The sequence below is a fragment of the Mycobacterium bourgelatii genome, from assembly GCF_010723575.1.
GTDB classification, from domain to species: domain Bacteria; phylum Actinomycetota; class Actinomycetes; order Mycobacteriales; family Mycobacteriaceae; genus Mycobacterium; species Mycobacterium bourgelatii.
The window spans coordinates 3250789-3273924 of record NZ_BLKZ01000001.1; the positions used below are offsets into that span (position 1 = coordinate 3250789).

The 23136-nt window shown below is 64.8% G+C and carries 28 protein-coding genes; 17 read left to right on the plus strand and 11 right to left on the minus strand.

Annotated elements, in window-relative coordinates:
* Positions 1–29: 29 nt before the first annotated feature.
* The gene (locus G6N68_RS14060) at positions 30–275 is read right to left on the minus strand and encodes a CDGP domain-containing protein (RefSeq protein ID WP_163713175.1); all 246 of its coding nucleotides are present in this window, start codon (positions 273–275) and stop codon (positions 30–32) included.
* A 66-nt stretch (positions 276–341) separates the two neighbouring features.
* Entirely contained in the window at positions 342–1520 is a 1179-nt protein-coding gene (locus tag G6N68_RS14065) for a LuxR C-terminal-related transcriptional regulator (RefSeq protein WP_163713178.1), read from the minus strand.
* 116 nt (positions 1521–1636) lie between these two features.
* On the opposite strand from G6N68_RS14065, the gene G6N68_RS14070 reads away from it, so the two are divergent.
* The 15 genes from G6N68_RS14070 to G6N68_RS14140 all read left to right on the plus strand — a co-directional run bounded on the left by G6N68_RS14070 (position 1637) and on the right by G6N68_RS14140 (position 14780).
* Complete coding sequence (locus tag G6N68_RS14070; protein WP_163713181.1) at positions 1637–2893, plus strand: cytochrome P450; 1257 nt, start codon at positions 1637–1639, stop codon at positions 2891–2893.
* Positions 2890–3300 carry a nuclear transport factor 2 family protein gene (locus G6N68_RS14075; RefSeq protein ID WP_163713184.1) on the plus strand — a complete coding sequence of 137 codons (411 nt, stop codon included), beginning with the start codon at positions 2890–2892 and terminating at the stop codon, positions 3298–3300. The genes G6N68_RS14070 and G6N68_RS14075 overlap by 4 nt, the downstream gene beginning before the upstream one ends.
* An 8-nt stretch (positions 3301–3308) precedes the next feature.
* The gene (locus G6N68_RS14080) at positions 3309–3515 is read left to right on the plus strand and encodes a ferredoxin (protein WP_163718575.1); all 207 of its coding nucleotides are present in this window, start codon (positions 3309–3311) and stop codon (positions 3513–3515) included.
* A gap of 202 nt (positions 3516–3717) precedes the next feature.
* Entirely contained in the window at positions 3718–4491 is a 774-nt protein-coding gene (locus G6N68_RS14085; RefSeq protein WP_163713188.1) for an MlaE family ABC transporter permease, read from the plus strand.
* 22 nt (positions 4492–4513) lie between these two features.
* The gene (locus G6N68_RS14090) at positions 4514–5329 is read left to right on the plus strand and encodes an ABC transporter permease (protein WP_163713191.1); all 816 of its coding nucleotides are present in this window, start codon (positions 4514–4516) and stop codon (positions 5327–5329) included.
* A gap of 3 nt (positions 5330–5332) precedes the next feature.
* Positions 5333–6685: an MCE family protein gene (locus G6N68_RS14095; RefSeq protein WP_163713194.1), complete on the plus strand. Its 1353-nt coding sequence runs from the start codon at positions 5333–5335 to the stop codon at positions 6683–6685.
* Positions 6682–7710, plus strand: a complete 1029-nt coding sequence (locus G6N68_RS14100) for a virulence factor Mce family protein (RefSeq protein WP_163713197.1) — start codon at positions 6682–6684, stop codon at positions 7708–7710. Before G6N68_RS14095 ends, G6N68_RS14100 begins: the two co-directional genes overlap by 4 nt.
* Positions 7707–8951 (plus strand): virulence factor Mce family protein, encoded by a 1245-nt coding sequence (locus tag G6N68_RS14105; RefSeq protein WP_163713200.1) that lies wholly within the window; start codon positions 7707–7709, stop codon positions 8949–8951. Before G6N68_RS14100 ends, G6N68_RS14105 begins: the two co-directional genes overlap by 4 nt.
* A 5-nt stretch (positions 8952–8956) precedes the next feature.
* Positions 8957–10198, plus strand: a complete 1242-nt coding sequence (locus G6N68_RS14110) for a virulence factor Mce family protein (protein WP_163718577.1) — start codon at positions 8957–8959, stop codon at positions 10196–10198.
* The gene (locus G6N68_RS14115) at positions 10198–11355 is read left to right on the plus strand and encodes a virulence factor Mce family protein (RefSeq protein WP_163713203.1); all 1158 of its coding nucleotides are present in this window, start codon (positions 10198–10200) and stop codon (positions 11353–11355) included. Before G6N68_RS14110 ends, G6N68_RS14115 begins: the two co-directional genes overlap by 1 nt.
* Positions 11355–12782, plus strand: coding sequence for an MCE family protein (locus tag G6N68_RS14120; protein ID WP_163713206.1), 1428 nt, complete (start codon positions 11355–11357; stop codon positions 12780–12782). Before G6N68_RS14115 ends, G6N68_RS14120 begins: the two co-directional genes overlap by 1 nt.
* Positions 12749–13267: an Rv1363c family protein gene (locus tag G6N68_RS14125; protein ID WP_240355464.1), complete on the plus strand. Its 519-nt coding sequence runs from the start codon at positions 12749–12751 to the stop codon at positions 13265–13267. The genes G6N68_RS14120 and G6N68_RS14125 overlap by 34 nt, the downstream gene beginning before the upstream one ends.
* On the plus strand, positions 13264–13740 hold the full coding sequence (locus tag G6N68_RS14130) for a hypothetical protein (protein WP_163713208.1): 477 nt from the start codon (positions 13264–13266) through the stop codon (positions 13738–13740). The genes G6N68_RS14125 and G6N68_RS14130 overlap by 4 nt, the downstream gene beginning before the upstream one ends.
* A gap of 22 nt (positions 13741–13762) precedes the next feature.
* Positions 13763–14098, plus strand: a complete 336-nt coding sequence (locus G6N68_RS14135; RefSeq protein WP_371871578.1) for a DUF732 domain-containing protein — start codon at positions 13763–13765, stop codon at positions 14096–14098.
* Between the two features lie 13 nt (positions 14099–14111).
* Positions 14112–14780, plus strand: a complete 669-nt coding sequence (locus G6N68_RS14140) for a CAP domain-containing protein (RefSeq protein WP_240355465.1) — start codon at positions 14112–14114, stop codon at positions 14778–14780.
* 65 nt (positions 14781–14845) lie between these two features.
* On the opposite strand, the gene G6N68_RS14145 is transcribed toward G6N68_RS14140, so the two are convergent.
* Both G6N68_RS14145 and G6N68_RS14150 read right to left on the minus strand, forming a co-directional pair.
* Positions 14846–15814 (minus strand): NAD(P)H-dependent flavin oxidoreductase, encoded by a 969-nt coding sequence (locus G6N68_RS14145; protein ID WP_163713216.1) that lies wholly within the window; start codon positions 15812–15814, stop codon positions 14846–14848.
* Positions 15804–16223, minus strand: a complete 420-nt coding sequence (locus G6N68_RS14150; RefSeq protein WP_163713220.1) for an NYN domain-containing protein — start codon at positions 16221–16223, stop codon at positions 15804–15806. The genes G6N68_RS14145 and G6N68_RS14150 overlap by 11 nt, the downstream gene beginning before the upstream one ends.
* 250 nt (positions 16224–16473) lie before the next feature.
* Here G6N68_RS14150 and G6N68_RS14155 point away from each other — a divergent pair, with 250 nt between their 5' ends.
* A complete protein-coding gene (locus G6N68_RS14155) occupies positions 16474–17382 on the plus strand; it encodes an NAD-dependent epimerase/dehydratase family protein (protein WP_163713222.1) in 909 nt (302 codons plus the stop codon).
* On the opposite strand, the gene G6N68_RS14160 is transcribed toward G6N68_RS14155, so the two are convergent.
* The 6 genes from G6N68_RS14160 to G6N68_RS14185 all read right to left on the minus strand — a co-directional run bounded on the left by G6N68_RS14160 (position 17373) and on the right by G6N68_RS14185 (position 21642).
* Entirely contained in the window at positions 17373–18194 is an 822-nt protein-coding gene (locus G6N68_RS14160) for an alpha/beta fold hydrolase (protein ID WP_163713225.1), read from the minus strand. The genes G6N68_RS14155 and G6N68_RS14160 overlap by 10 nt on opposite strands.
* Before the next feature lie 32 nt (positions 18195–18226).
* The gene (locus G6N68_RS14165; RefSeq protein WP_163713227.1) at positions 18227–18982 is read right to left on the minus strand and encodes an SDR family NAD(P)-dependent oxidoreductase; all 756 of its coding nucleotides are present in this window, start codon (positions 18980–18982) and stop codon (positions 18227–18229) included.
* Entirely contained in the window at positions 18979–19434 is a 456-nt protein-coding gene (locus G6N68_RS30820; protein WP_163713229.1) for a tautomerase family protein, read from the minus strand. The genes G6N68_RS14165 and G6N68_RS30820 overlap by 4 nt, the downstream gene beginning before the upstream one ends.
* A 115-nt stretch (positions 19435–19549) precedes the next feature.
* Positions 19550–19819, minus strand: coding sequence for a hypothetical protein (locus G6N68_RS14175; protein WP_163713234.1), 270 nt, complete (start codon positions 19817–19819; stop codon positions 19550–19552).
* Positions 19820–19889: 70 nt separating this feature from the next.
* The gene (locus G6N68_RS14180) at positions 19890–21359 is read right to left on the minus strand and encodes an amino acid permease (protein WP_163713236.1); all 1470 of its coding nucleotides are present in this window, start codon (positions 21357–21359) and stop codon (positions 19890–19892) included.
* A gap of 13 nt (positions 21360–21372) precedes the next feature.
* Complete coding sequence (locus tag G6N68_RS14185; RefSeq protein ID WP_163713240.1) at positions 21373–21642, minus strand: EF-Tu/IF-2/RF-3 family GTPase; 270 nt, start codon at positions 21640–21642, stop codon at positions 21373–21375.
* 86 nt (positions 21643–21728) lie between these two features.
* Between G6N68_RS14185 and G6N68_RS14190 the strand changes: the two genes are divergently transcribed.
* Complete coding sequence (locus G6N68_RS14190; protein ID WP_163713243.1) at positions 21729–22100, plus strand: hypothetical protein; 372 nt, start codon at positions 21729–21731, stop codon at positions 22098–22100.
* Here the strand turns inward: G6N68_RS14190 and G6N68_RS14195 are convergent.
* Positions 22097–23107, minus strand: coding sequence for an NADP-dependent oxidoreductase (locus G6N68_RS14195; RefSeq protein WP_163713246.1), 1011 nt, complete (start codon positions 23105–23107; stop codon positions 22097–22099). The two genes, G6N68_RS14190 and G6N68_RS14195, sit on opposite strands and share 4 nt — an antisense overlap.
* Between the last annotated feature and the right edge of the window lie 29 nt (positions 23108–23136).

Below are 23136 nucleotides of genomic sequence, written 5' to 3' on the forward strand. Positions count from 1 at the left end.
TTCGTAGCGCCGATGGACATATGCTCGGGTCAGTCGTCGATGCGCGTCGGTGGGTCGTTGAACGCAAGGCCCCAAGGATGTAGGTCGGGCCCCATCTGTTCGCAGTGCGTCTCATGTGGCCGGTAGTTGGGGACGGTGCTGACCCCGCTGTACACCACGCAACGCTGCCAAGTCCCGTCGGGCTCGATGGGTCCGTCGCACTTGCTGATGAAGATGCCGCCGTACTGACAGCCCGCACTGGCCGGCGGCGCAAACGCCACCAGCCCGCCGGCCATGAGCACGAGAGCTAAGCCCCCACCGCAGTACCTAAACTTCGCCGACCCACTCAAAAGCCCAATTCCTCAACTAATTTCAGGCACACTGGCGAGCCGCACATACGCCGAGGCGGCCTCGGCGCGATTCGTCGCATTCAGCTTGCGCAGCACCCGCTTGACGTGAGATTTCACCGTCCCCGCCGAAATGACCAGCTCGTCGGCGATCTGCTGATTCGTGCGGCCGGCCGCCATCAGCCGCAGCACCTCGACCTCGCGCCGGGTCAGCATGGTCATCACTCGCGTCTGCACCTCGGCCAGCGAGCGTGCCGCGGGACTGCGCTCGACGGGCTCGATCTTGCGCAGATCAAGATCCGCATCCTGCAGGGCGCGGGCCGCCTCGTCCGCTGACGCCAGGGCCCGAAGCACCTCCGCGTGCTGGCGGCGCATCCGCTCCAGCAGCACCGTGCGCTCGTAGGCGTAACCGAAACCTTCGGCGAATGCCCATACCGTGTCGCGATCGATTTCGTCGACCATGCGCCCCGAATAGAGCCGGTCCGCGTGCAGAAACCCAATCACCTTGCCCGTCGGCATGATCGGCGCCGCCACATAGGAATGGGTCAGCGAGAAATCGACGATGGGCCGGTTGACCCGCGGATCATTGCGCGCGTCGCGGACGATCGCCGGCGCGTGCCGGCGGATCATCTGCGTCTCGATCAACATGTGGTCTAACGGCGGGGCAACCGACTGCGCGAACGCCACCATCTTCTCCGCGCCCTCAACATCGTCGCCGAAATACGCGGACTCCATGACCATCCGACCCTCATGCACGCGAAACAGCACGGCGCGATCGAAGCCACACGATTCCACCATCTCGCGCGGAGCGCGGTCGACGATCGTGGCGACATCGTCGACGGCGCGCAGCTTGCTCAAGCCCTCCTGCACGGCCAATAGCGCGGAGGTGCGTCGCTTGGCGTCGTCTTCGATCAGCTCCCGTTCCAGCGAGCACAGGTCCAGCAGCGAGTCGAGCGCTAGCAGCGCATCCTCGTTACCCTGTGCCTCTAACGCGCCGCGCACCGCAGTCGCCTTGGAATCGATGGCTTCCGCGACGACGGCCAACGGATCGTCGGTGGGGTCCACCCCGCAGTCGCGGAACGCTTCACGGTAGCGGCGTGCCGCCTCGGTTTCCCGGGCTGGACTCGATGCCCACCCTGGGTGATCTCCCTCTGCCAACGTGCCCAGCGAAACGGAATTGATCACGATGCTCACTGTCCTCCCACAAGGGCCGCGGTGCGACCAAAAAACGAAATTACTCTCGTACGGGGGCAGGAGTCCTCCCCATCGGGGGATCGCTTTGTCGGCGCCGCAGGAAGAGGCTGGTCGACATGTCTTCCACAGCGCTCCCCGCGGCCTCTGCGATCGAACTTCTGACCACCCCCCAGGGCATCGCCAATCCGTATCCGTTGTACGACGAACTCCGCAAAATCTCTCCCGTTGCGGGATACCGGGATTGGCCGCCCGGGACGGTACCGGGCGCCGACGAACCCGTCACCGCGTGGGCGCTGTTCCGCTACGACCAAGTGCTGGCGGCAGCCAAGGACAGCACCACCTTCTCATCGCGCGACCCGCTTCAGGAAGCCTCTTCGGCACCCAGCCTCATGCTGGTCAACACCGACCCGCCCACCCACGAGGTGGAACGGAAACTGGTAAGCCAGGCGTTCTCTCCGCGCCGGGTCAAGCGGCTCGAGGGTTGGCTCAACGACCTCGTCCCGCAGCTTCTCGCCAACCTGGGGGACGGCGACATCGAAGTCATGGAATTCGCCGCCGAGATCCCCACCCGGGCCATGGTCCGGTTGCTCGGCTTGCCTGACGGTGACCATGTGCGCTTCCGCCGGTGGGCCAACGCGTTCATGCTTTCCTCGTCGTTGACGCCCGAAGAGCGCATGGCCAGCAACGAGGAAATGGTGACGGCCTTCGCCACGCGCCTCGCCGAGCACACCGCTCGCCTGGCCGAGCGCACGGCGACCGACGGGACCAGCGAAGAGATCGAAGACGCCGAGGATCTCATCTCGGCCCTGTTGCGCGCCGAGGTCGACGGGCAGCGGCTCACCCCCGAAGAAATCGTCCGATTCTGCGTGACGTTGGTGGTCGCCGGAAGCGAAACAACGACGTTCTTGATCGGCAACCTGCTGCACGCGCTGGCCCGGGAACCGGAAGTCCAGCGGCGGGTCCGCGCCGACCGAACACTGCTGAATATCTTTGTCGAAGAGACACTTCGGCTCGACGGGCCGCCGCAGCGCCTGTTCCGCATCGCCACCCGCGACGTGGAGATCGACGGAAAGTTGATTCGCCAGGGGGAGTGGGTGGCCCTCTTCTTCGGAGCCGCCAATCGCGATCCCGCAGTGTTTCCCAACCCTGGCCGCCTCGACATCGACCGGCCCAACATCCGCCAGCAACTCTCGCTGGGGCACGGCCTGCATTTCTGCCTGGGCGCATCGCTGGCCCGCCTCGAGGTCATGGCGGTGCTCAACGCGGTGCTCGACCGGTACCAGACGGTCACGTTGACCGACGACCCCGGCACCAAGCAGACCGCGAGCCTGTTGACCCACGCGTATGTCCGCCTGCCCCTGCACTTCTCATGACCAGCCAATTAGTTTCGCGCAACATCGAAGCGACCAAAGCGATCTACGCCGCCGTGCCGGCCGGTGATGTCGACACCGTGCTGCAACACCTCGACCCGGAGGTGCGGATCACCTACTACGGCACCGAGAGGATCCCCTACGCCGGCGACTACCGCGGCATCGACCAAGCACTGCAGTTTCTCGCGACGGTCGGGCAGACGGTCGAGGTCCTCGAAATGGAGCCATGGAAGTTCATCGCGCAGGGTGACGACCTGGCCACCTGGGGTCGGCAGAAGTTCCGACGATTGGCCACCGGACACGAGTGGGAATCCGAGTTCGCGCACATCATTTCGCTGCGCGACGGGCGTTGGCTGCACTTCCGAGACTTCGCGAATTCCGCACTCGCCCTGGAGGTGTTCAACCGGTGAAGCGCTCGCTGAGGGTCAAGGCGGATCGCGACATCTGCATGTCGGCCGGTCTGTGCGTGATAACGGCCGACGCGTTCTTCGACCAGGACGAGAACGGCATCGTCGTACTCGCTTCTCAAGACGTGCCGGCCGATCCCCAGTCCGAGCTGGAGCGCAGGGTGCACAACGCGGTCAAGCTGTGCCCGTCGGGGGCGCTTCAGCTGGTGCCGGAGTGAGGGGGCCGGTCACGCTCCGTACTGCAGTACTAGCAAGGTACATCATCGGCACCAAGTAGTCATTAGCTTGGATATTTACTGATCAGTTCGCACAGAAATGGCGTATTGTCTATGGACATGTTGGGCTTGCGACGCGTACCCTCTCGGATGTCACTCGCCCGCTTCGACCTGTCCGGGGGGACCGCGTGAGGTCTACGACGTCATGGTGATGGTGGTCGATCAAGCCGCCAAGCCCGTCCGCGCGATGGGCGACTTCTTCGCAATGTCGTTGGACACCTTCGCGTGCATGTTCAAGCGGCCCTTCGCGTGGCGCGAATACCTGCTTCAGTGCTGGTTTGTGGCTCGGGTGTCGACGTTGCCCGGCATATTGATGACGATCCCGTGGGCGGTGATTTCGGGCTTCTTGTTCAATGTCCTGCTCACCGATATCGGCGCCGCGGATTTCTCCGGCACGGGCTGCGCGATCTTCACCGTGGACCAAAGCGCCCCCATCGTGACGGTGCTGGTGGTCGCCGGGGCAGGCGCCACCGCCATGTGTGCCGACCTGGGCGCGCGGACCATCCGGGAAGAGCTCGACGCGTTACGGGTCATGGGTATCAACCCAATTCAGGCGCTGGCGGTCCCCCGGGTGCTGGCGGCGACGACGGTGTCATTGGCCTTGAGTTCGATCGTCACGGCGACCGGACTGATCGGCGCGTTCTTCTGCTCCGTCTTTCTCATGCATGTCTCGGCGGGTGCGTGGGTGACCGGTCTCACCACGCTCACGCACACCATCGACGTCTTCATCTCGATGATCAAGGCAACACTGTTCGGGCTGATGGCCGGGCTGATCGCCTGCTACAAGGGCATGTCGGTGGGCGGTGGTCCGGCCGGCGTCGGCAGAGCGGTCAACGAGACCGTGGTGTTCGCCTTCATCGTGTTGTTCGTAATCAACATCATCGTAACCGCCGTCGGCATGCCATTCATGGTGCAGTGAGGCGGGGTCGTGAGGTGAAGTCATGACGATCACGAAATCGATTACCGGCGAATGGAACCGGCTCGGCTCCCAGATGCGCTTCTACGTCACCACCCTGACCGGCATCCCGGACGCAGTCATGAATTACCGCACCGAGCTGCTGCGGGTTATCGCGCAAATGGGTTTGGGCACCGGGGTTCTGGCGGTCATCGGCGGAACGGTCGTCATCGTCGGTTTCTTGGCCATGACCACCGGTGCAATAGTTGCGGTGCAGGGCTACAACCAGTTCGCGTCGGTGGGCGTGGAGGCTCTCACCGGCTTCGCCTCCGCATTTTTCAATACCCGCGAAATTCAGCCGGGCACGGTGATGGTCGCGCTGGCGGCCACCGTCGGCGCGGGCGCCACCGCCCAGCTGGGCGCGATGCGGATCAACGAAGAGATCGACGCCCTCGAGGTGATCGGCATTCGCAGCGTCAGTTATCTGGCGAGCACCCGAGTGCTGGCCGGAATCATCGTTGCCGTTCCACTGTTCTGCGTCGGACTCATGACGGCGTATCTGGCAGCACGCATCGGAACCACCGCCATCTATGGCCAGGGATCCGGCGTGTATGACCACTACTTCAACACCTTCCTACGGCCGTCGGATGTGCTCTGGTCTTCACTGGAAGTCGTCATCGTCGCGCTCATGATCATGCTGGTGTGTACCTACTACGGGTACACCGCGCACGGTGGGCCGGCCGGTGTCGGCGAGGCTGTCGGCCGCGCGGTGCGGGCCTCGATGGTCGTCGCATCGATCGCGATCGTCATCATGACGCTGGCGATCTACGGCCAGTCCCCGAACTTCCACCTGGCGAGCTGAGACATGAGACGCGGGCCGGGACGACACCGTCTGCACGACGCATGGTGGACGCTGATCCTGCTCGGCGTGATCGGCGCGGTTGTGCTGGTAACGGCGGTCTCGTTCAACGGCACCCTGCGGTCCTATGTGCCGGTGACGCTGACCGCGGACCGCTCCGGTCTGGTGATGGACACCGGCGCCAAGGTGATGATGCGCGGGGTGCAGGTCGGCCGGGTCAGCCAAATCGGCAACGACAAGAACACGGCCCGTTTGCAATTGGAGATCGACCCCGATCAGATCCCCTACATTCCGGCCAACGTCGAGGCACGGATCAGCGCCACCACCGCCTTCGGCGCCAAGTTCGTCGACCTGGTGATGCCGCACGATCCAAGCGCCGCAAGGCTTTCGGCCGGTACCGTCCTGCATTCCAAGAACGTCAGCACCGAGATCAACACCGTCTTCGAAAACGTCGTCGACCTGCTGGGCAAGATCGACCCACTCAAGCTCAACGCGGTGCTGACCGCCTTGGCCGACGCCGTCCGCGGGCAGGGCGAACGAATCGGCGAGGCGACCACCGACCTCAATCAGGTGCTGCAGGCCCTCAACGCCCGCACCGAGACGATGCGGCACAACTGGCAATCGTTGCAAACGTTCGGCGATACGTATGACGCTGCCGCCGAGGACATCCTGACGATTCTCAACGCCGCCAGCACGACCAGCACCACCGTCGTGAACCATGCGACAGAGCTGGATTCCCTGCTGCTCAACGTGATCGGCCTGGCCAACTCCGGAACCACCCTGCTCGGGCAAAGCCGAGACAATCTCGTCGCAACCGTCAACATCCTTGAGCCGACGACAAACCTGCTGCACAAGTACGCTCCTGAGTACACCTGCTTTCTGCAGGGCGCGAAGTGGTATCTCGACAACGGCGGCTATTCGGCGTGGGGTGGTGCCGACGGCCGGACCCTTCAACTCGATGTCGCGTTGTTGTTGGGCAACGACCCCTACGTCTTTCCCGACAACCTGCCGATCGTGGCGGCCAAGGGTGGTCCCGGCGGAAAGCCGAGTTGCGGCTCACTTCCCGACGCCAGCAGAAACTTTCCGGTGCGCCAGCTCGTCACCAACACCGGCTGGGGGACCGGACTCGACATCCGACCCAACCCCGGGCTGGGTCATCCGTGCTGGGCTGACTACTTCCCGGTGACCCGGGCCATACCCAAGCCGCCCAGCATCCGTCAGTGCATCCCCGGGCCGGCGGTCGGCCCCAATCCCGGAGGCCCGCCGTACGGAGCGCCGCTCTACGGCCCGGGCGGGATACCACTGTGGCCCGGGGTAACCCCCGCGGAACCCGACGCGCAAATAGGAGAGCACCCATGAGGGAGAACCTGCGGGGCGTGGTCTTGCGCCTCGGCATCTTCCTGACGGTATGCGTGCTAACCGCTTTCATGTTGGTCGCCGTGTTCGGGGAGGTCCGGTTCGGCGAAGGCAACACCTACTACGCCGAATTCACCAACGTGTCCAATCTCAGGGAGGGCAAGCTGGTTCGCATCGCCGGCGTCGAGGTGGGCAAGGTCAAGAAGATCACGATCAACCGGGACGCGACGGTCCGGGTGGAGTTCACCGCCGACGACTCGGTTGTTCTCACGCAGGGCACCCAGGCGGTGATCCGGTACGACAACCTGTTCGGCGACCGCTATCTGGCGCTGGAGGAAGGCGCGGGCGGCCTCACCCGCCTGAACCCCGGCCAGACGATTCCGTTGGCGCGCACCAAGCCGGCGTTGGACCTGGACGCGTTGATCGGCGGCTTCAAACCGCTGTTCCGTGCGCTGGACCCAGTTCAGGTCAATGCGCTGAGCGAGCAACTGCTGCAGGCGTTTCAGGGCCAGGGACCGACGATCGCGTCGTTCTTGCAACAGGCCGCCGCCGTGACCCACACCTTGGCCGATCGGGATCAGCTGATCGGACAGGTGGTCGACAACCTCAACGTCGTGCTGGGTTCGCTTGGCAGCCAAAGCGATCGGCTGGACAAGGCGGTGACCAACCTGGCGCAACTTGTGCACGGACTCGCCGAGCGCAAGGCCGACATCTCCAACGCGGTGGCCTACACGAACGCGGCCGCGGGCTCCATGGCCGACCTGATGTCGCAGGCCCGGGCACCGTTGTCGACGGTGGTTCGCGAGACCGATCGGGTGGCGGAGATCGCGGCGGCCGATCACGAGTACCTGGACAACCTCCTCAACACGCTGCCCGAGAAGTACCAAGCCCTGTACCGCCAGGGCATGTATGGCGACTTCTTCGCCTTCTATCTGTGCGATGTCGTGCTCAAGGTCAACGGCAAGGGGGGCCAGCCGGTGTACATCAAGGTGGCCGGGCAGGCCACGGGGCGGTGTGCGCCCAAATGAAATCGTTCGCCGAACGCAACCGACTGGTCGTCGGCGCCGTCGGCATCGTGCTGGTCGGCGCCGCGGTGGCGGGCGCACTGCAATACCAGAACCTGCCCTTCCTGCATCGCGGCAAGACCGTCTCCGCCTACTTCGCCGACGCCGGAGGCCTGCGCACCGACAACACCGTCGAAGTCTCGGGCTATCCGGTCGGAAAGGTGTCCAGCATCGAACTCGACGGACCCGGCGTCCTGGTTAGGTTCAACGTTGCCAAGGACATTCGGTTGGGCGACCGCACCGAGGTGGCGATCAAGACCAAAGGCCTGCTGGGCAGCAAATTTCTCGACGTCCTGCCCAGGGGAGAGGGCGAACTGGCCGGCCCCATACCGATCGAGCGAACCACATCTCCGTATCAACTGCCTGACGCGCTGGGCGATTTGGCCACCACGATCAGCGGATTGAACACCGACCGGCTGTCGGAATCGCTGGGCACCCTGGCGCAGACGTTCGCCGATACACCCGCGAACTTCCAGAATGCGATGAAGGGCGTCGCCCGGCTCGCACAGACCCTCGACGAACGCGACAGCCAACTGCGGCACCTGCTCGACAACGCGGCCAAAGCGACCGGGGTGTTGTCCAAGCGCACCGACGAGATCATCAGCCTGGTGCGCGACACCAACGCGCTGCTGGCGCAATTGCGAACGCAGAGCGCCGCACTGGACCAGATCTGGCACAACATCTCGGCGGCGTCCCGCCAGTTACAGGGCTTCGTCGCCGAGAACCGAGAGCAGCTGCGGCCCACGCTGGACAAGCTCAACAGTGTGCTGGCCATCGTCGAAAGCCGCAAAGACCGTATCCAGCAGGCCATCCCGCTGCTCAACGGGTACGTCATGTCGCTGGGCGAATCGCTGTCCTCCGGTCCCTTCTTCAAGGCATACGTGGTGAACCTGTTGCCGGGTCAGTTCGTGCAGCCGTTCATCAGCGCCGCCTTCTCCGACCTCGGCTTGGATCCGGCCACTTTGCTACCGTCGCAGCTGTCGGACCCGCCGACCGGCCAACCCGGTACCCCGCCGCTTCCGATTCCCTACCCCCGGACCGGGCAGGGCGGTCAGCCGCGATTGAACCTGCCGGATGCCATTACCGGCAATCCGGACGATCCGCGTTATCCGTATCGGCAAGAGCCGCCGGCCCCACCGCCGGGTGGCCCCCCGCCCGGGCCGCCCGCGCAACAGCCCGCGCAGCTGCCCGGAGGTCCGTCGTGACCCGGATGTCTCAGAAGTTGCGGCGTCTCCGCTCGGTACTGGCGACAACGCTCGCCCTGGTGTTCGTTGCGGGGGTGATTGTCGCCATGCGGACAGCGGGGGAATCGGACCGCATTGTCGTGGTCGCCTACTTCGAAAGGAGCACCGGGGTTTTCGCCGGAGATGACGTTCGCATCCGCGGTGTGCCGGTGGGCAAGATCCTCAAGATCGAACCGGAACCGCTGCGTTCCAAGATTTCCTTCTCGGTCGATCACCGATACAAGGTGCCCGCCGACGTCAAGGCCGCGATCCTGTCCCCGCAACTGGTGACGGGCCGGGCAATCCAGCTGACGCCGCCGTACAGCGGCGGGCCCACCATGGCCGACGGCGCGGTCATCCCGCTGGAGCGCACCGCGGTTCCGGTCGAGTGGGACGATTTGCGGACTCAATTGCAGCGCCTGACCGAATTACTCAAGCCCACCCAGCCTGGTGGCGTCAGCACGCTGGGCGCACTGGTCAACACCGCCGCGGCCAACTTGCGCGGGCAGGGTGCCACCATCCGTGACACCATCATCAAACTGTCGCAGGCGGTTTCGGCGCTTGGTGACCACAGCGACGACATTTTCGCCACCGTGAAAAATCTGTCTACGTTGGTCACAGCGCTGCACGACAGCGCCGACCTGCTCGAGCAGCTGAACCACAACCTGGCCTCGGTGTCATCGTTACTGGCCGACGATCCGGACAAGGTCGCTCGCGCGGCCGAGGACCTCAACGCGGTGGTGGCCGATGTGCAGAGCTTCGTCGCCGACAACCGCGAAACGATCGGCACCGCAACGGACAAGCTCACCTCGATCACCAACACACTGGTCGGAAGCCTGGACGACATCAAACAGACGCTGCACATCAGCCCGACGGTCTTGCAGAACTTCAACAACATCTACGAGCCTGCCAACGGTTCGCTTACCGGTGCGCTGGCGGGCAACAACATGGCCAACCCGCTGGCTTTCCTGTGCGGCGCGATTCAGGCCGCCTCCCGGTTGGGCGGCGAGGAAGCCGCGAAACTATGCGTGCAGTACATGGCGCCGATCGTGAAGAACCGCCAGTACAACTTCCCGCCGCTGGGGGAGAACCTCTTCGTCGGGGCGCAGGCCCGGCCCAACGAGATCACCTACAGCGAAGAGTGGATGCGGCCCGATTTCGTACCACCCGTCCAAACCGACCCCGCAGCCGGACTAGAGGGCCTGATGCTTCCGCCGGGAGGTGGCTGATGCGCATCCCGTGGCGCCGCGCGGCGGCGGGCCTCATGCTCGTCGTGGTGGTATCCGCAACGTCCAGTTGTGGCTGGCGCGGCCTGAATTCACTACCACTGCCGGGCACGGAGGGTAACGGTCCGGGGTCCTACGTGATCCAGGCGCAGATGCCCGATGTCAACAACATTCAACAGAATTCGCGAGTCCGATACGCCGACGTGACGGTGGGCCATGTGACGAAGATCGAACGTCAGGGTTGGCACGCGCTGGTGAGCATGCGACTCAACGGTGAGGTCGACCTGCCCGCGAACGCGACCGCCAAGATCGGCACGACGAGTCTGCTCGGCTCTTACCACATCGAACTGGGTTTGCCTCCTAAAGGCGAAGAGCCGCAGGGGAAGTTGCGTGACGGCTCGGTGATTCCGCTGTCCCGCGGGAGCGCCTACCCGAGTACCGAGCAGACCCTGGCGGCGCTGTCGTTGGTGCTCAATGGCGGGGGACTGGGCCAGATGCAGGACATCACCGAAGCGTTGAGCACCGCGTTTCGTGGTCGGGAGCAGGACCTGCGCGGCCTGATCGGGCAATTGGACACCTTCACCGCATACCTCAACGACCAGTCCGAAGACATCATCGCCGCCGCGGACAGCCTGAACCGTCTGGTCGGCAAGTTCGCCGCGCAACAGCCGGTCCTGGATCAGGCCCTCGCGACCATCCCGGATGCACTCGGGGTGCTTAACGACGAGCGGGACAAGCTGGTCGAAGCGGCGGATCAGCTGAGCAAATTCACTGCGCTGACGGTGGATTCGGTCAACAAGAGCAAGACGAACCTGGTCCAGGAGTTGACCCAACTCGGGCCGGTGCTGGAGTCACTGGCCAATGCCGGGCCCGCCATGACCCGAGCGTTGTCGCTCCTGCTCACGTTCCCCTTCCCGAACGAGACGTTCCAGAACTTCCAGCGCGGCGACTACGCCAACCTGACCGCGATCGTCGATCTCACACTCAGCCGCATCGACCAGGGCCTGTTCACCGGGACTCGGTGGGAATGTCATCTGACCCAGCTCGAGCTGCAGTGGGGTCGCACCATCGGCCAGTTCCCCAGCCCTTGCACCGCAGGCTATCGAGGCACACCCGGCAACCCGTTGACCTCCGTCTACCACTTCGACCAGGGACCCTGATGCTGCACCTACCCCGTCGAGTCATGCTGCAGCTGACCGTCTTTACCGTCATCGCCGTGGGCGTGCTGGCCGTCACCTTCCTGCACTTCGTCAAGCTGCCGGCCATGCTGTTCGGCGTCGGCCGATACACGGTGACGGTGGAGTTGCCGGAAAGCGGTGGGCTCTATGACACCAGCAACGTCACCTACCGCGGCTTCGAAGTGGGTCGGGTGGATTCGGTGCGGCTCACCCGAACCGGCGTCGAGGCGGTCCTTTCGCTCAAGTCGGGTATCGACATCCCCTCGGACCTCAAGGCAGAGGTGCACAGTCAGACCGCGATCGGGGAAACCTACATAGAGTTGTTGCCCCGCAACGCCACATCGCCACCCCTGAAGGACGGCGACACGATCAGGGTGGCCGACACATCCGTTCCGCCGGACATCAACGAGTTGCTCAGCGCGACGAACACGGCGCTAGAAGCGATTCCGCACGACAACCTGCAGACCGTGGTCGACGAGGCCTACACCGCGGTAGGCGGACTCGGCCCGGAGCTGTCGCGACTGGTCACGGGTACCTCGACCCTGGCGATCGACGCGCGGACGAACCTCGACCCACTGCTGGCACTGATCGACCGCACACCGGCGGTACTCGATACGCAGAATCACACCTCGGATGCGATCAGGGCGTGGGCGGCGCAATTGGCCACGGTGACCCGGGAGTTGCAAACCCACGACGATGCCCTCGCCGGCGTCATCGTCAATGGCCCGCCGGCGTTAGGTGAGACGACCCAACTGATCGAACGACTGCAACCCACCTTGCCGATCCTGCTGGCCAACCTTGTCAGCGTCGGACAGGTCGCCCTCACCTATCAGAACGACATCGAGCAGATACTCGTGGTGTTTCCGATGGCCGTCGCGGCCGACCAAGCCGGCATCGTGGCCAACCTGAACACCAAGCAGCCGTATCGGGGTCAGTACCTGAGCTTCAACCTGAATCTCAACTTGCCGCCACCCTGCTCCACCGGATTCCTGCCGGCACAGCAGCAGCGCACGGCCACGTTCGAGGACGCGCCGGCCCGCCCGCCCGGCGATCTGTATTGTCGGGTGCCGCAGGACTCGATGCTGAATGTCCGTGGTGCACGCAATATTCCGTGCGAAACGGTACCGGGCAAGCGGGCACCCACGGTCAAGTTGTGCGAGAGCGATGAAAATTTTGTGCCGCTCAACGACGGCTTCAATTGGAAGGGCGATCCCAACGCCACCCTGACCGGTCAGGATGTCCCGCATTTGCCGCCCGGATCACCGCCGCCCATCGCCGTCACCCCGTACGACCCCGCCACCGGCACCTACGTCGGGCCCGACGGCCACCGGTATACCCAGGCCGACCTGGCCCAACCCGCCCCGAAGGACAAGACATGGCAAACGATGCTGCTGCCCCCGGGCAGCTGACCACCGCGCCGCCGCGGCGGGCGCTTCCATTCGGTCTCGCCGTCGTGATCGTGATGGCGATGTTGTTGGGTTGGCTGGGCTTTCGGGTTGAGCAGGCCCACCAGGCGCAGGCCCAGCGCAGTGAGTTTCTGCAGGCCGCCCGGCAGGGCGCGCTCAACCTGACCACCATCGACTGGCGACATGCCGACGCCGACGTCCGCCGCGTTCTGGACGGCGCGACGGGCGACTTCTACAACGAATTCGCTGCTCGGTCAACGCCATTCATCGAAGTGCTGCAGCAGGCCAAGGCCACGACTGTCGGCGCGATCTCCGAATCCGGACTCGAGTCGCAGACCGGTGACACAGCCCAAGCCCTGGTGGCCGTATCCGTGCGGACGTCGAATGACGGTGAAGACGACCCGATTCCGCGGGTCTGGCGCATGCGGATCACCGTCGAGAGGGTCGGCGACCAGGTCAAGATGTCCCACGTGGGGTTCGTGCAATGAAGAGGGTGATTGTCTATGGGCTGCTGCCGGCGCTGGCCCTGTTCGCGGCCGCTGCTGCCGGAGTCTTGAAATGGCAGGACACCTCCGTCCGCGAAACCGAAGTCGTAGGGACCGAAGCCATGCGGGCGGCCACCGAAGGCACCATCGCCCTGCTGTCCTACCGCCCCGAGACCGTGGTGAAGGACCTCGAGTCCGCGCGCGGCAGGCTCACCGGCACCTTCCTGAATGCCTACATGCAACTGACACACGACGTGGTCATACCCGGCGCGCAACAGAAGCAGATCTCCGCGGTGGCGACCGTGCCGGGCGCCGCGCCGGTATCGGCCACGCCTAGCCACGCGGTTGTGCTGCTCTTCGTCAACCAGACGATCACCGTTGGCCAGGACCCGCCGACCAACACCGCCTCCAGCGTCCGGGTCACCCTCGACAAGGTCGATGGGCGTTGGCTGATATCGCATTTCGACCCGGTGTGATCCAATGACGCTGCGGTGCAGAATGATTCACGGGGCCATTGCGGCGGCTGCGCTGTTGGTCGGTGTGGTGCCGATGACGGCGATGCCACGTGCGGATGCCGACGTGGTGGCCTACCTGGTCAATGTCACCATGCGTCCCGGCTACAACTTTGCCAATGCCGATGCAGCCCTGGATTACGGACATAGCCTCTGCGACAGCCTGTCTCGGGGCCGCACGTATGCCCAGCTGATCGACGAAATCAAGGCCGACTTCAATACCGGCGACGAATATCAGGCCTCCTATCTGCTCAGCCAAGCCGTCAACGAACTATGCCCGGCGCTGATCTGGCAATTGCGTAACTCTGCCGCACGTCGATAGAAGGGAGACCGCCATGCATCCTCGACCGCTGGCCCTGACTGCGTTCCTCGCCGCGGGTGCCACGGGGGCCACAGTGACGCTCGCCGCGCCCACGGCGCAGGCAGACAACAAGCGACTCAACGACGGCGTCGTCGCCAACGTCTTCACCATTCAGCATCAAGCCGGCTGCACCAACGACATCAAGATCAACCCGCAGCTGCAACTGGCCGCGCAATGGCATGCCGTGGACGTGCTGAACAACCGAAACCTGGACGGGGACGTCGGTTCTGACGGCTCCACGCCGCAAGCCCGCGCCAATGCCGCCGGCTTCCGCGGGAACGTCGCCGAAACCGTGGCGATCAATCCAGCGGTGGCGATCAGCGGGATCGAGGTCCTCAACCAGTGGTATTACAACCCCGCGTACATGGCGATCATGTCCAACTGCGCCAACAACCAAATCGGGGTGTGGTCGGAAAACAGCGTGGACCGCACCGTCGTGGTGGCCGTTTACGGTCAATCCGACCGGCCCCCTGAGCCACGCCCGGGGACGTCCGGGCCACCACCCGTGGTGGCCCTGCAAGACAACGTGCCGATCGATCCCAGCCCCCACTACGACGCCACTGACGAGGTCGAATATGCGGTGGACTGGTTCCCGTGGATCCTGCGCGGCGTGTATCCACCCCCGGGCATCCCGCCCCAGTGAACACGGCGCATCACCAAGGTGGCGGGCACATCGATCGAGTACGACATCAGGACCGAGCCGAGCCACTAAGCCGGAGGGTGTGTCCCTTCGAAGCGGGCCAGTGTGTCACCGAGCACTTCGCGGCACCCGGCCCACATCTGCTGGATGATGTCGGCGGCCGGCGGCAGGTCTTCGATGCGGCCGGCCACCTGGCCGGTGTTCGCGACGCTGGCGTCCATGTCGCCGTCGAAATAGAGCCGCTGCACACGCTGCAACGCCGCGCCGCCTTCCTCGAAAGACGCTGACTCATCGAGCTTGTCGGCGGCGGGCGTCCGGATCACCCGCATCATTCGCTTGCCGTCGAGCGGAAGCATGACGGTGGAGGTCTCGTCGGCGCGCACTACCGCTTGCTTCAGGTTCCCGTGTACCGGCGAGTCCGCCGAGGCGAGCAGTCGGGTGCCCATCTGGACACCTTCCGCGCCGAGCACCAACGCGGCCGCCATGGACCGGGCATCACAGATCCCTCCGGCGGACACGATCGGAACGTCGACGTGGGCCGCCACCAACGGCAGCAGCACCATGGTTGAAGCGCCGAACCGATTCTTGAAGCCGCCCCCTTCGACGCCCTCGACCACCAGGCCATCCACCCCGGCATCGACGGCCTTCTTGGCTGCGGCCAGGGTTCCCACGACATGAAAAACGGTGATGCCCGCGTCGTGCAGCCGCGCGGTGAACAGCCTGGGATCGCCGGCCGAAGTGGTGACGAAGCGAATGCCGTTGGCCACCAACAGGTCTATGACGCCTGGGTCGCGGTTGAACAGTAGCGCGATATTGGCGCCGACGGGGCGGTCGGTGAGATCACGCACTCGTTGCAGGTCGGCCCGACCTTGCTGGGAGGTGGTCTCGATGATGCCCAGTGCGCCGGAGTTGGATACGGCCGCGGCCAGTTGCGCTCCGGCGATGTAGGTCATCGGCGCCTGGATGATGGGGATGCCTATCCCCGCGAGTTGGCAGACCCGGTTGGGCGCCGTCTGGGCGGTCTGGTCAATCGCCATCAATCGCTCCCGCGGTGGTGTCGGGCGGATCGATGAGGTTGCGGAAGCGTTCCGCGCGGTAGACGGATGCACCCATGGCGTGCACTCGATCGGCCAACGTCTTGTCCGACGTCACGACGCGAATGTCGGGTTGCGCTTCGTTCTCTACCAGTTGCCGCACCAACCGGACGATCTCATCGTCGGCCGAGTTGGCGGCGGCTTTAGGGGCATGGGCGATCTCGATCACAGACGAGCGGATTGCCTTGGACGGTGGCCGCTCGAGCACGACGGTGACGTGCTTCGGGTCGCCTTCAGCCGATGCCCAACGCTCGAGCCGATCCACCAGATCGACCATCGCGCCGTGGCGGTCCTTCCACCATCCGTCCGGACGGCTCCCGATGACGTTCATGGCGTCAACAATCCACCGCACACATCCCTCCTTCACGGGGCTCCAGCGCAAGCGTAGGAGACGCCCCGAGCGGCGGGCGGCCGGGCAGGGTCAGGTTGTGCCCTGGAAGAACAGGCCCGAGATGTTGTTGCCGACGTTGGCAATCACCCTCCTGCGCGGGCCTTCCTGTGGTGCCGTACAGCAAACCCAGAAGGCGGGGCTTGAGGCCATGCGAAGGTCATATCACGCGGGTAGGCAAAATGAGCAGAAGTCCGCGGCATACCATCGGCCGATGCGTGAGTCGAGGATCCTGATCACCGGTGCGACCGGACAGGTCGCCGCTCCCATCGCCAAAGCGTTAGCGGCCGACAACGAGGTTTGGGGCATCGCCCGCTTCACCAACCCCGAAGCCCGGGCGGATCTCGAGAGCGCCGGCGTGCGGTGCGAAGTGGTCAACTTGGCCGCCGGTGATTTCACCGCGCTGCCGTCCGACTTCGACTACGTGCTCAATCTCGCGGTGGCCAAGAGCGGCAGGTGGGACAAGGACCTCGGTGCGAACGCGGAGTCGGTTGGCCTACTCATGGCGCACTGCCGTGGCGTAAAAGCGTTCCTGCACTGCTCATCTGCGGCGGTCTACGATCCGCCGGACGACGAGCTGCGCACCGAGCGCGCCGCGTTGGGCGACAACCACAAGTTTCTGTTCCCCACCTATTCCATTTCCAAGATTGCGGGGGAGACCGTTGCCCGAACGATGGCCCGGGTCCTCGGAGTGCCGACCACCATCGCGCGCCTCAACGTTCCCTACGGCGACAACGGCGGCTGGCCGTTTTTTCACATGGAGATGATGCTGGGCGGCATCCCGATCCCCGTCCCGCCCGGCGGACCTGCCCGCTACAACCCGATCCACGAGGACGACATCATCGCCTCCCTCCCGAAGCTGCTGGAGGCGGCGTCGGTTCCGGCGATTACCGTCAACTGGGCGGGGGACCAGATTGTCAGCATCCAGGAATGGTGCGCCTATATCGGCACGCTGATCGGGCACGTGCCGACATTCGACGAAAGCGAGCAGGCGCTGCGCGGGAATCCGGTCGATGTGACGCGGCTACACGAGATCGTCGGTCCCACAAGTACTGTCGACTGGCGGGACGGGATCCGGCGGATGGTGGCCAAGTTCCATCCCGAGTTGGTGCGTCAGAGATAGGGCAACAGGCGTTTGGCGAAGACCTCCGGGTGTTCCCGGTGCATGAAGTGACCGCCCGGGACCTCTTCGACGGTGTATTCGTTCTCGAACATGCGGGCGGCGCCGCGGTAATCGTCGGGTGTGACGATCGGGTCGTCGAGGCCTGCGAAGACGACCGTCGGCACGGTGATTCGCGCCTTCAGTGACGGCGAAGGATTGGGGGAGAGCTTGCGGTAGTAGCCAAACGCGGCATTCAAGCTCGCCGGATTGGCGAAACTCTGTCGAACGGCATCGAACTCGCTCGGGTCCGGGTGCCACGTCGGCGACCATCGCTGGTAGATCGCCGGAAGCGCCGCAAAGTCGTTGCGCGCGAACCGTTGCGGCGCACCAGGCAGCTTATAGGCCGCGAAATGCCGCACGCCCCACAGCTTCTTCGGCGACGGTTTGAGCGCCGCCGGGTGCGGGATGCCGATGACGAAGAGCTTCGTCACCCGCCGCGGCTCCAGCGCGGCCGCGCCGTATGCGGCGGACGCTCCCCAGTCGTGCCCGACAACGACGGCGTCCTGGGCGCCGAGCGCTTCGATGAGCGCAAGGGGGTCGCGGGTTAGGGTCTCCTGGTCGGGATCCCGGTCGGGCACCTCGCTCGGGTGGTATCCCCGCATGAACGGGCTCACCGCCCGGTATCCCTTGGCGGCGATCCGCGGCCGGAGGTCGTCCCAGGAGTGGGCGGTGTCCGGAAAGCCGTGCAGCAGTAGCACGAGTGGCCCGGAGCCTTCTTCGAGGTAGGCGAACCTCAACCCGTTTGCGTCGACGAATTTGATCTCATCGGCCATGGCTTCGTGACATTACGCCAGATGCCGGCTGGTCACATCACCGCTCCACCGTTGACCCCGAGCACCTGTCCAGTGATGAAGCCGGCCTCCTCCGAACACAGGAAACCGACCGCCGCGGCGATGTCTTCGGGAGAACCCATGTGGCCCATCGGGATTAGCTTGGCCAACTGCTCGGGCGAACCCAACTTGCCCTCCGCCTGCGACTGGCGCGACATGGGTGTGTCGATGCTGGAGGGTGGCACGCTGTTGACCGTGATTCCGTGCGACGCGTACTCGCTGGCTAGCGATTTCGTCAACGTGATGACCGCCCCCTTCGAGGCCGCGTAGTGCGCCATCCGCGGCGATCCGCGTTGCGCGCTGGAGGACGAGATGGTCACAATGCGTCCCCAGCCCGCCTCGATCATGTCCGGCAGCGCCACCTGGCAGCAGTGAAAGGTGCCGTGCAGATTGATGTCGACGATTCTCAGCCAGGACTCGACGGTGATCTCGGTGAACCGACAAAAGCTCGCCTTGCCGGCGCTGGTCACCAACACCGCGATCGGCCCCAACACCATTCGCACCTCCGCGAACGCGGCTTCCACGGCCGCCCGGTCGGTGACGTCGACTTCGACGCCCAGCGCGGCGGCGCCGCCCGACTCCAACTCTGCGGTGACCCGCCGCGCGGCCTCGCCATCGATATCCAGGACTCCCACTTTGTGGCCGCGCTCGGCAAGTTCGCGGCAGGTGGCTGCACCGATGCCCGACGCCCCACCCGTCACCACCGCTACGCGGTTCTGCGCCCCGGTCAATCTGTTGCTCCCTTCATTGGTGAATCGTCGGAAACCAAACCTTGCACCTGCTGGTAGTAGATGACTTTGCCCGCCCCCGCCCAATTGCCCTCGGGCACCTCGTGAATCAACGTCCACACGTGATAGGCGCGCGGACCGACAGGGTCGATGTTCGCCGCCGCGCATACCGCGGCATGCACCTCGTCGGCCAACTGCTCCTTGCGCTCTTTGGACAGGGCGCCCGCGAATACCGTCAGGTCGACCCGAAACCGCGGTTGTCCGGCTTCGCGGCCGCCGACCAGCTGCGCGCCGGGCTCCAGGGCATGCAGATTGACCAGCGTGTTGTCCCGCATGAAGGGGGTGTCCGGGGCCCGTTCGGCCCGCAGCAATGCCGTCACCAACTCGTCGGCCAATGTGCCGATCGCCTGGTCATCCAATGAACCACGCACGTACGTGACATCGATCATCGGCATCGCGGACTCACCTCCTTGTGAGCGTCGAGAACACCCGATTGTCTCTTGTCGCGGAACCGCAAAAGGAATCGGTCCGGACCACTGAGGTCCGGACCGATTCCCGCTTTGCAAGGTGTCAAACGCGCTCGGAGCCAGGCCCCTTGAAGTAGCGGTTGAGGAAGCCGACGGCCCCGATCGCCGCGACGGTCCCGATCACACCCCACACCACGAAGCTGATGGCCAGCGAACCCACGAACCAGCCGTAGCTCATAGACCAGATGAGCGTCCAGATGATGCGGAAAAACGACCAGGCCGCAGTCGCGGCGAGGCTGATCCCGATCCACAGGCTGTACTGGCGGTCGACGCGGTTGATCTGCTGCTCGACAGCGGCTGGGACGATGTTCATTGTCTTCCTTTCGCGTGTGACGCCGCCTCGTTGGCGACGTCGTTGCGAGAAGTACAGCCGGGGCGGGCGGCTACCGATCCCAACTCTGGTTCATCTCCGCCTGGAATTGGCGGTACCGTTCCGCACGGCCGGGACGGCGGCGGACGATCAGCCACCCGATGCCCAAGGCTGCGAACCACAGCGGAAACCACGCCAGCGCAACCGCGGTTTCCGGTTCGGTCAACAGGGTCCAGAGCACAAAGACGAAGAAGACCAGCACCGCCCAGCACGTCGCCACGCCGCCGGGCATCTTGTACGCCGACTCGGCATGACGCTGTGGGTGGCGACGGCGGTAAGCGAAGTAGCTGACCACGATCATCGTCCACACGAACATGAACAGCAGCGACGAGACGGTCGTGATGATGGTGAAGGCGCCGATCACCGAACCACCCGCATAAAGTAGCGGTATCGCGATGAGCAACAGGGGAGCCGTCACCAACAGGGCCGGGGCCGGCACGCCGCCGCGGTTGAGCCTGCGGAAGATCGACGGTGCGCTACCTTCGTCGGCCAAGCCGAAAAGCATTCGGCCGGTAGAGAATACGCCCGAGTTCGCCGACGATGCGGCAGAGGTGATCACCACGAAGTTCACGATCGACGCCGCCGCTGCGAACCCGACGAGGGAGAACATGGTGACGAAGGGAGAGTGCCCGCTGGTGAACCGCCGCCACGGCACCACGGCAAGGATTGCCAGCAGCGCTCCGATGTAGAAGATCGCCACCCGCACCGGGACCGCGTTGATCGCGCGGGGGAGGGTGCGGCGCGGATTGGCGGTTTCGGCTGCCGCGGTGCCCACGAGCTCCACACCGACGAACGCGAAGAACGCGATCTGAAACCCACTGACCACGCCCATGAATCCCGTTGGAAAGAAACCGTTGTCATTCCAGAGGTTGGCGACCGTCGCGCGGTCACCATCCGGAGAAACGAAGCTGGTCGCCACCAGGAATCCACCCACGACGATCAGCCCCAGGATTGCCACGATCTTGATCAAGGCGAACCAGAACTCGATCTCGCCGAAGTTGCGGACGCTGAACAAGTTGAAGGCGAGCACTAGGGCGACCGTCACCACCACTGGCACCCAGGGCGGCAGGCCGGGCCACCAGAATTTCGAATACCCAGTGATCGCAACGACTTCCGCGATGCCGGTGACGACCCAGGCGAACCAGTACGACCACCCCACGAAGAAGCCCGCGGCGGGTCCCAGCAGGTCGGCGGCGCAGTCGACGAAGGACTTGTAGTTCAGGTTCGACAGCAGCAGCTCGCCCATGGCGCGCAGCACGAAGAAAACGAAGATGCCGATGATCCCGTAAACCATCAACACCGCCGGGCCAGCCAGCGAGATCGTGCGCCCAGACCCCATGAACAGACCGGTGCCGATCGCACCGCCGATGGCTATCAGCTGTATCTGGCGATTGGAGAGGGCGCGATGCAGATGCGGCGAGGCTTGGGTGGCTTGGGTGGGTTCCGTGGCTTCGGGCACGTCGCCGACAAGATCACTCGCCATGACTTTTGATCCCTCAGGCCAGGAAATAGCCGGAGGTGGTGAGCACATCGCCGGCCGCAATGTCGTCCTTCGACAGCTTCTTGAACAGCAGGCCGACGGTTTCGCCGGGGACCGCCTTGTCCAACTTCTTGCGAAATGCCTCGATGGCATCGACTTTCACCCGGCGGCCATCGTTGATCGTCACCTCTTCACCGACGCGGAGTTCCCCGTATTCGACCTGGCCGGTTGCCACCGCCCCGCGCCCACGAATGACAAACACGTCTTGCACCGTCATGCGAAACATGCTGGGAAACGGTACTAGCCGTCCCGCTGTCCCGCGAGATGCCACACTGTTCACGATCTGTGAACGGCCTAGGCACAGGAGTCGACGTGGGTTGGTTCAAGCGGGCACGTAATGCCAGTGCGGGACAACGTGTTACCCGAGCCGATAAGCGGCAGGCGAAGGACGGCCTCGCCGAGCTCAGCGCCCTCAACGCCGAGCGGGAGCGGCTGACCCGCGAAGGCCTGCCGGGTGTCGCAACGATTATCGGCATCCGCGAGGATGTCGCAACCACCACGCTGGGCCCGTGGCATGAACTACACCTGGATGTGCAGCTGCCAGACCAGGACCCGTATCGGGCGACGCGGCGCGTCGCGCTCGAGCTGGCGACCGCTCCGCAGATCACCGTGGGTGCTCAGGTGCCGGTGCGCGTCGACCCCCGGGATTGGTCCGTGGTCCTCGTCGTCGCGCCCGCCGGCTAGGTCACCTTCACCATGAGCTTGCCGACGTTCTTGCCGTCGAAGAGCATGTTGATCGCCGTCGGCAGCTGCTCGAAGCCCTCGACAACCGTCTCGAGCGGCGTCAGCTTTCCTGCGGTGATCAAGCCGGCGATCTCGCTGATCGCCTCCGGCGCCCTGCCGAAGTGGTCGAGCACGATGAAGCCTTTCAGCTCAGCCCGCTGAATGAGCAGGTTGCCGAACGCACGCGGCCCGGGCGGGGGATCGGCGGCGTTGTAGCCCGAGATCAGGCCGCAGAGGGCGATGCGCGCGCCGATGTTGATGCGCGCGAAGACGGCGTCCATGATGTCGCCGCCGACGTTCTCGAAGTCGACGTCAATGCCGTCGGGCGTGGCCTTGGCCAGTTGAGCCCGCCAGTCGTCGGCCTTGTAGTCGACGGCGGCGTCGAAGCCGAGTTGTTCGGTGAGCAACGCGCACTTGTCGGGGCCACCGGCGATCCCGACCACGCGCGCGCCATCGGCCTTGGCCAACTGCCCGGCGACCGAGCCGACCGCGCCGGCCGCCGCCGAGACCACCACGGTCTCGCCCGGCTTGGGCGTGGCAATGTCCCGCATCCCGATCCACGCGGTGAGCCCGGTCATGCCGAGCGCTCCCATGTAGGCACTCGGTGAGACGCCCTCGGCGACTTCGACCGGCAGCAGTGGGTTCGTGGCCGAGGCGACCACGTACTCCTGCCAGCCGACCAGTCCCTGCACGATCTGGCCGACCGAATAGTGCGGGTTCTTCGAAGCGATCACCTCACCGATTCCGCCGGCGCGCATCACTTCGCCGATGCCCACCGGAGGTAAGTACGTCGGGGTGTCATTGATCCACATGCGGTTGGTCGGGTCGAGCGAGATCCAGTCGATACGGACCAGGGCCTCGCCCTCGCCGATCTCGGGAATCGGTTCCTCGTGCAGCTCGAAAGTGTTGGGGCCGATGCGTCCCTTGGGGCGCTCACGGAGCAGGAACTGGCGGTTTCGATCAGGCATAACCGCACCGTACACACGCCGAGCAGGCG

What these genes read in the sequence shown, in the direction of transcription:
- G6N68_RS14060 (WP_163713175.1), bottom strand. Translation starts at nt 275, where the DNA reads ATGGCCGGCGGGCTGGTGGCGTTTGCGCCGCCGGCCAGTGCGGGCTGT.
- G6N68_RS14070 (WP_163713181.1), top strand. Translation starts at nt 1,637, where the DNA reads ATGTCTTCCACAGCGCTCCCCGCGGCCTCTGCGATCGAACTTCTGACC.
- G6N68_RS14075 (WP_163713184.1), top strand. Translation starts at nt 2,890, where the DNA reads ATGACCAGCCAATTAGTTTCGCGCAACATCGAAGCGACCAAAGCGATC.
- G6N68_RS14085 (WP_163713188.1), top strand. Translation starts at nt 3,718, where the DNA reads ATGGTGATGGTGGTCGATCAAGCCGCCAAGCCCGTCCGCGCGATGGGC.
- G6N68_RS14090 (WP_163713191.1), top strand. Translation starts at nt 4,514, where the DNA reads ATGACGATCACGAAATCGATTACCGGCGAATGGAACCGGCTCGGCTCC.
- G6N68_RS14095 (WP_163713194.1), top strand. Translation starts at nt 5,333, where the DNA reads ATGAGACGCGGGCCGGGACGACACCGTCTGCACGACGCATGGTGGACG.
- G6N68_RS14100 (WP_163713197.1), top strand. Translation starts at nt 6,682, where the DNA reads ATGAGGGAGAACCTGCGGGGCGTGGTCTTGCGCCTCGGCATCTTCCTG.
- G6N68_RS14105 (WP_163713200.1), top strand. Translation starts at nt 7,707, where the DNA reads ATGAAATCGTTCGCCGAACGCAACCGACTGGTCGTCGGCGCCGTCGGC.
- G6N68_RS14110 (WP_163718577.1), top strand. Translation starts at nt 8,957, where the DNA reads ATGTCTCAGAAGTTGCGGCGTCTCCGCTCGGTACTGGCGACAACGCTC.
- G6N68_RS14115 (WP_163713203.1), top strand. Translation starts at nt 10,198, where the DNA reads ATGCGCATCCCGTGGCGCCGCGCGGCGGCGGGCCTCATGCTCGTCGTG.
- G6N68_RS14120 (WP_163713206.1), top strand. Translation starts at nt 11,355, where the DNA reads ATGCTGCACCTACCCCGTCGAGTCATGCTGCAGCTGACCGTCTTTACC.
- G6N68_RS14125 (WP_240355464.1), top strand. Translation starts at nt 12,749, where the DNA reads ATGGCAAACGATGCTGCTGCCCCCGGGCAGCTGACCACCGCGCCGCCG.
- G6N68_RS14130 (WP_163713208.1), top strand. Translation starts at nt 13,264, where the DNA reads ATGAAGAGGGTGATTGTCTATGGGCTGCTGCCGGCGCTGGCCCTGTTC.
- G6N68_RS14135 (WP_371871578.1), top strand. Translation starts at nt 13,763, where the DNA reads ATGATTCACGGGGCCATTGCGGCGGCTGCGCTGTTGGTCGGTGTGGTG.
- G6N68_RS14140 (WP_240355465.1), top strand. Translation starts at nt 14,112, where the DNA reads ATGCATCCTCGACCGCTGGCCCTGACTGCGTTCCTCGCCGCGGGTGCC.
- G6N68_RS14145 (WP_163713216.1), bottom strand. Translation starts at nt 15,814, where the DNA reads ATGGCGATTGACCAGACCGCCCAGACGGCGCCCAACCGGGTCTGCCAA.
- G6N68_RS14155 (WP_163713222.1), top strand. Translation starts at nt 16,474, where the DNA reads ATGCGTGAGTCGAGGATCCTGATCACCGGTGCGACCGGACAGGTCGCC.
- G6N68_RS14160 (WP_163713225.1), bottom strand. Translation starts at nt 18,194, where the DNA reads ATGGCCGATGAGATCAAATTCGTCGACGCAAACGGGTTGAGGTTCGCC.
- G6N68_RS30820 (WP_163713229.1), bottom strand. Translation starts at nt 19,434, where the DNA reads ATGCCGATGATCGATGTCACGTACGTGCGTGGTTCATTGGATGACCAG.
- G6N68_RS14175 (WP_163713234.1), bottom strand. Translation starts at nt 19,819, where the DNA reads ATGAACATCGTCCCAGCCGCTGTCGAGCAGCAGATCAACCGCGTCGAC.
- G6N68_RS14180 (WP_163713236.1), bottom strand. Translation starts at nt 21,359, where the DNA reads ATGGCGAGTGATCTTGTCGGCGACGTGCCCGAAGCCACGGAACCCACC.
- G6N68_RS14185 (WP_163713240.1), bottom strand. Translation starts at nt 21,642, where the DNA reads ATGTTTCGCATGACGGTGCAAGACGTGTTTGTCATTCGTGGGCGCGGG.
- G6N68_RS14195 (WP_163713246.1), bottom strand. Translation starts at nt 23,107, where the DNA reads ATGCCTGATCGAAACCGCCAGTTCCTGCTCCGTGAGCGCCCCAAGGGA.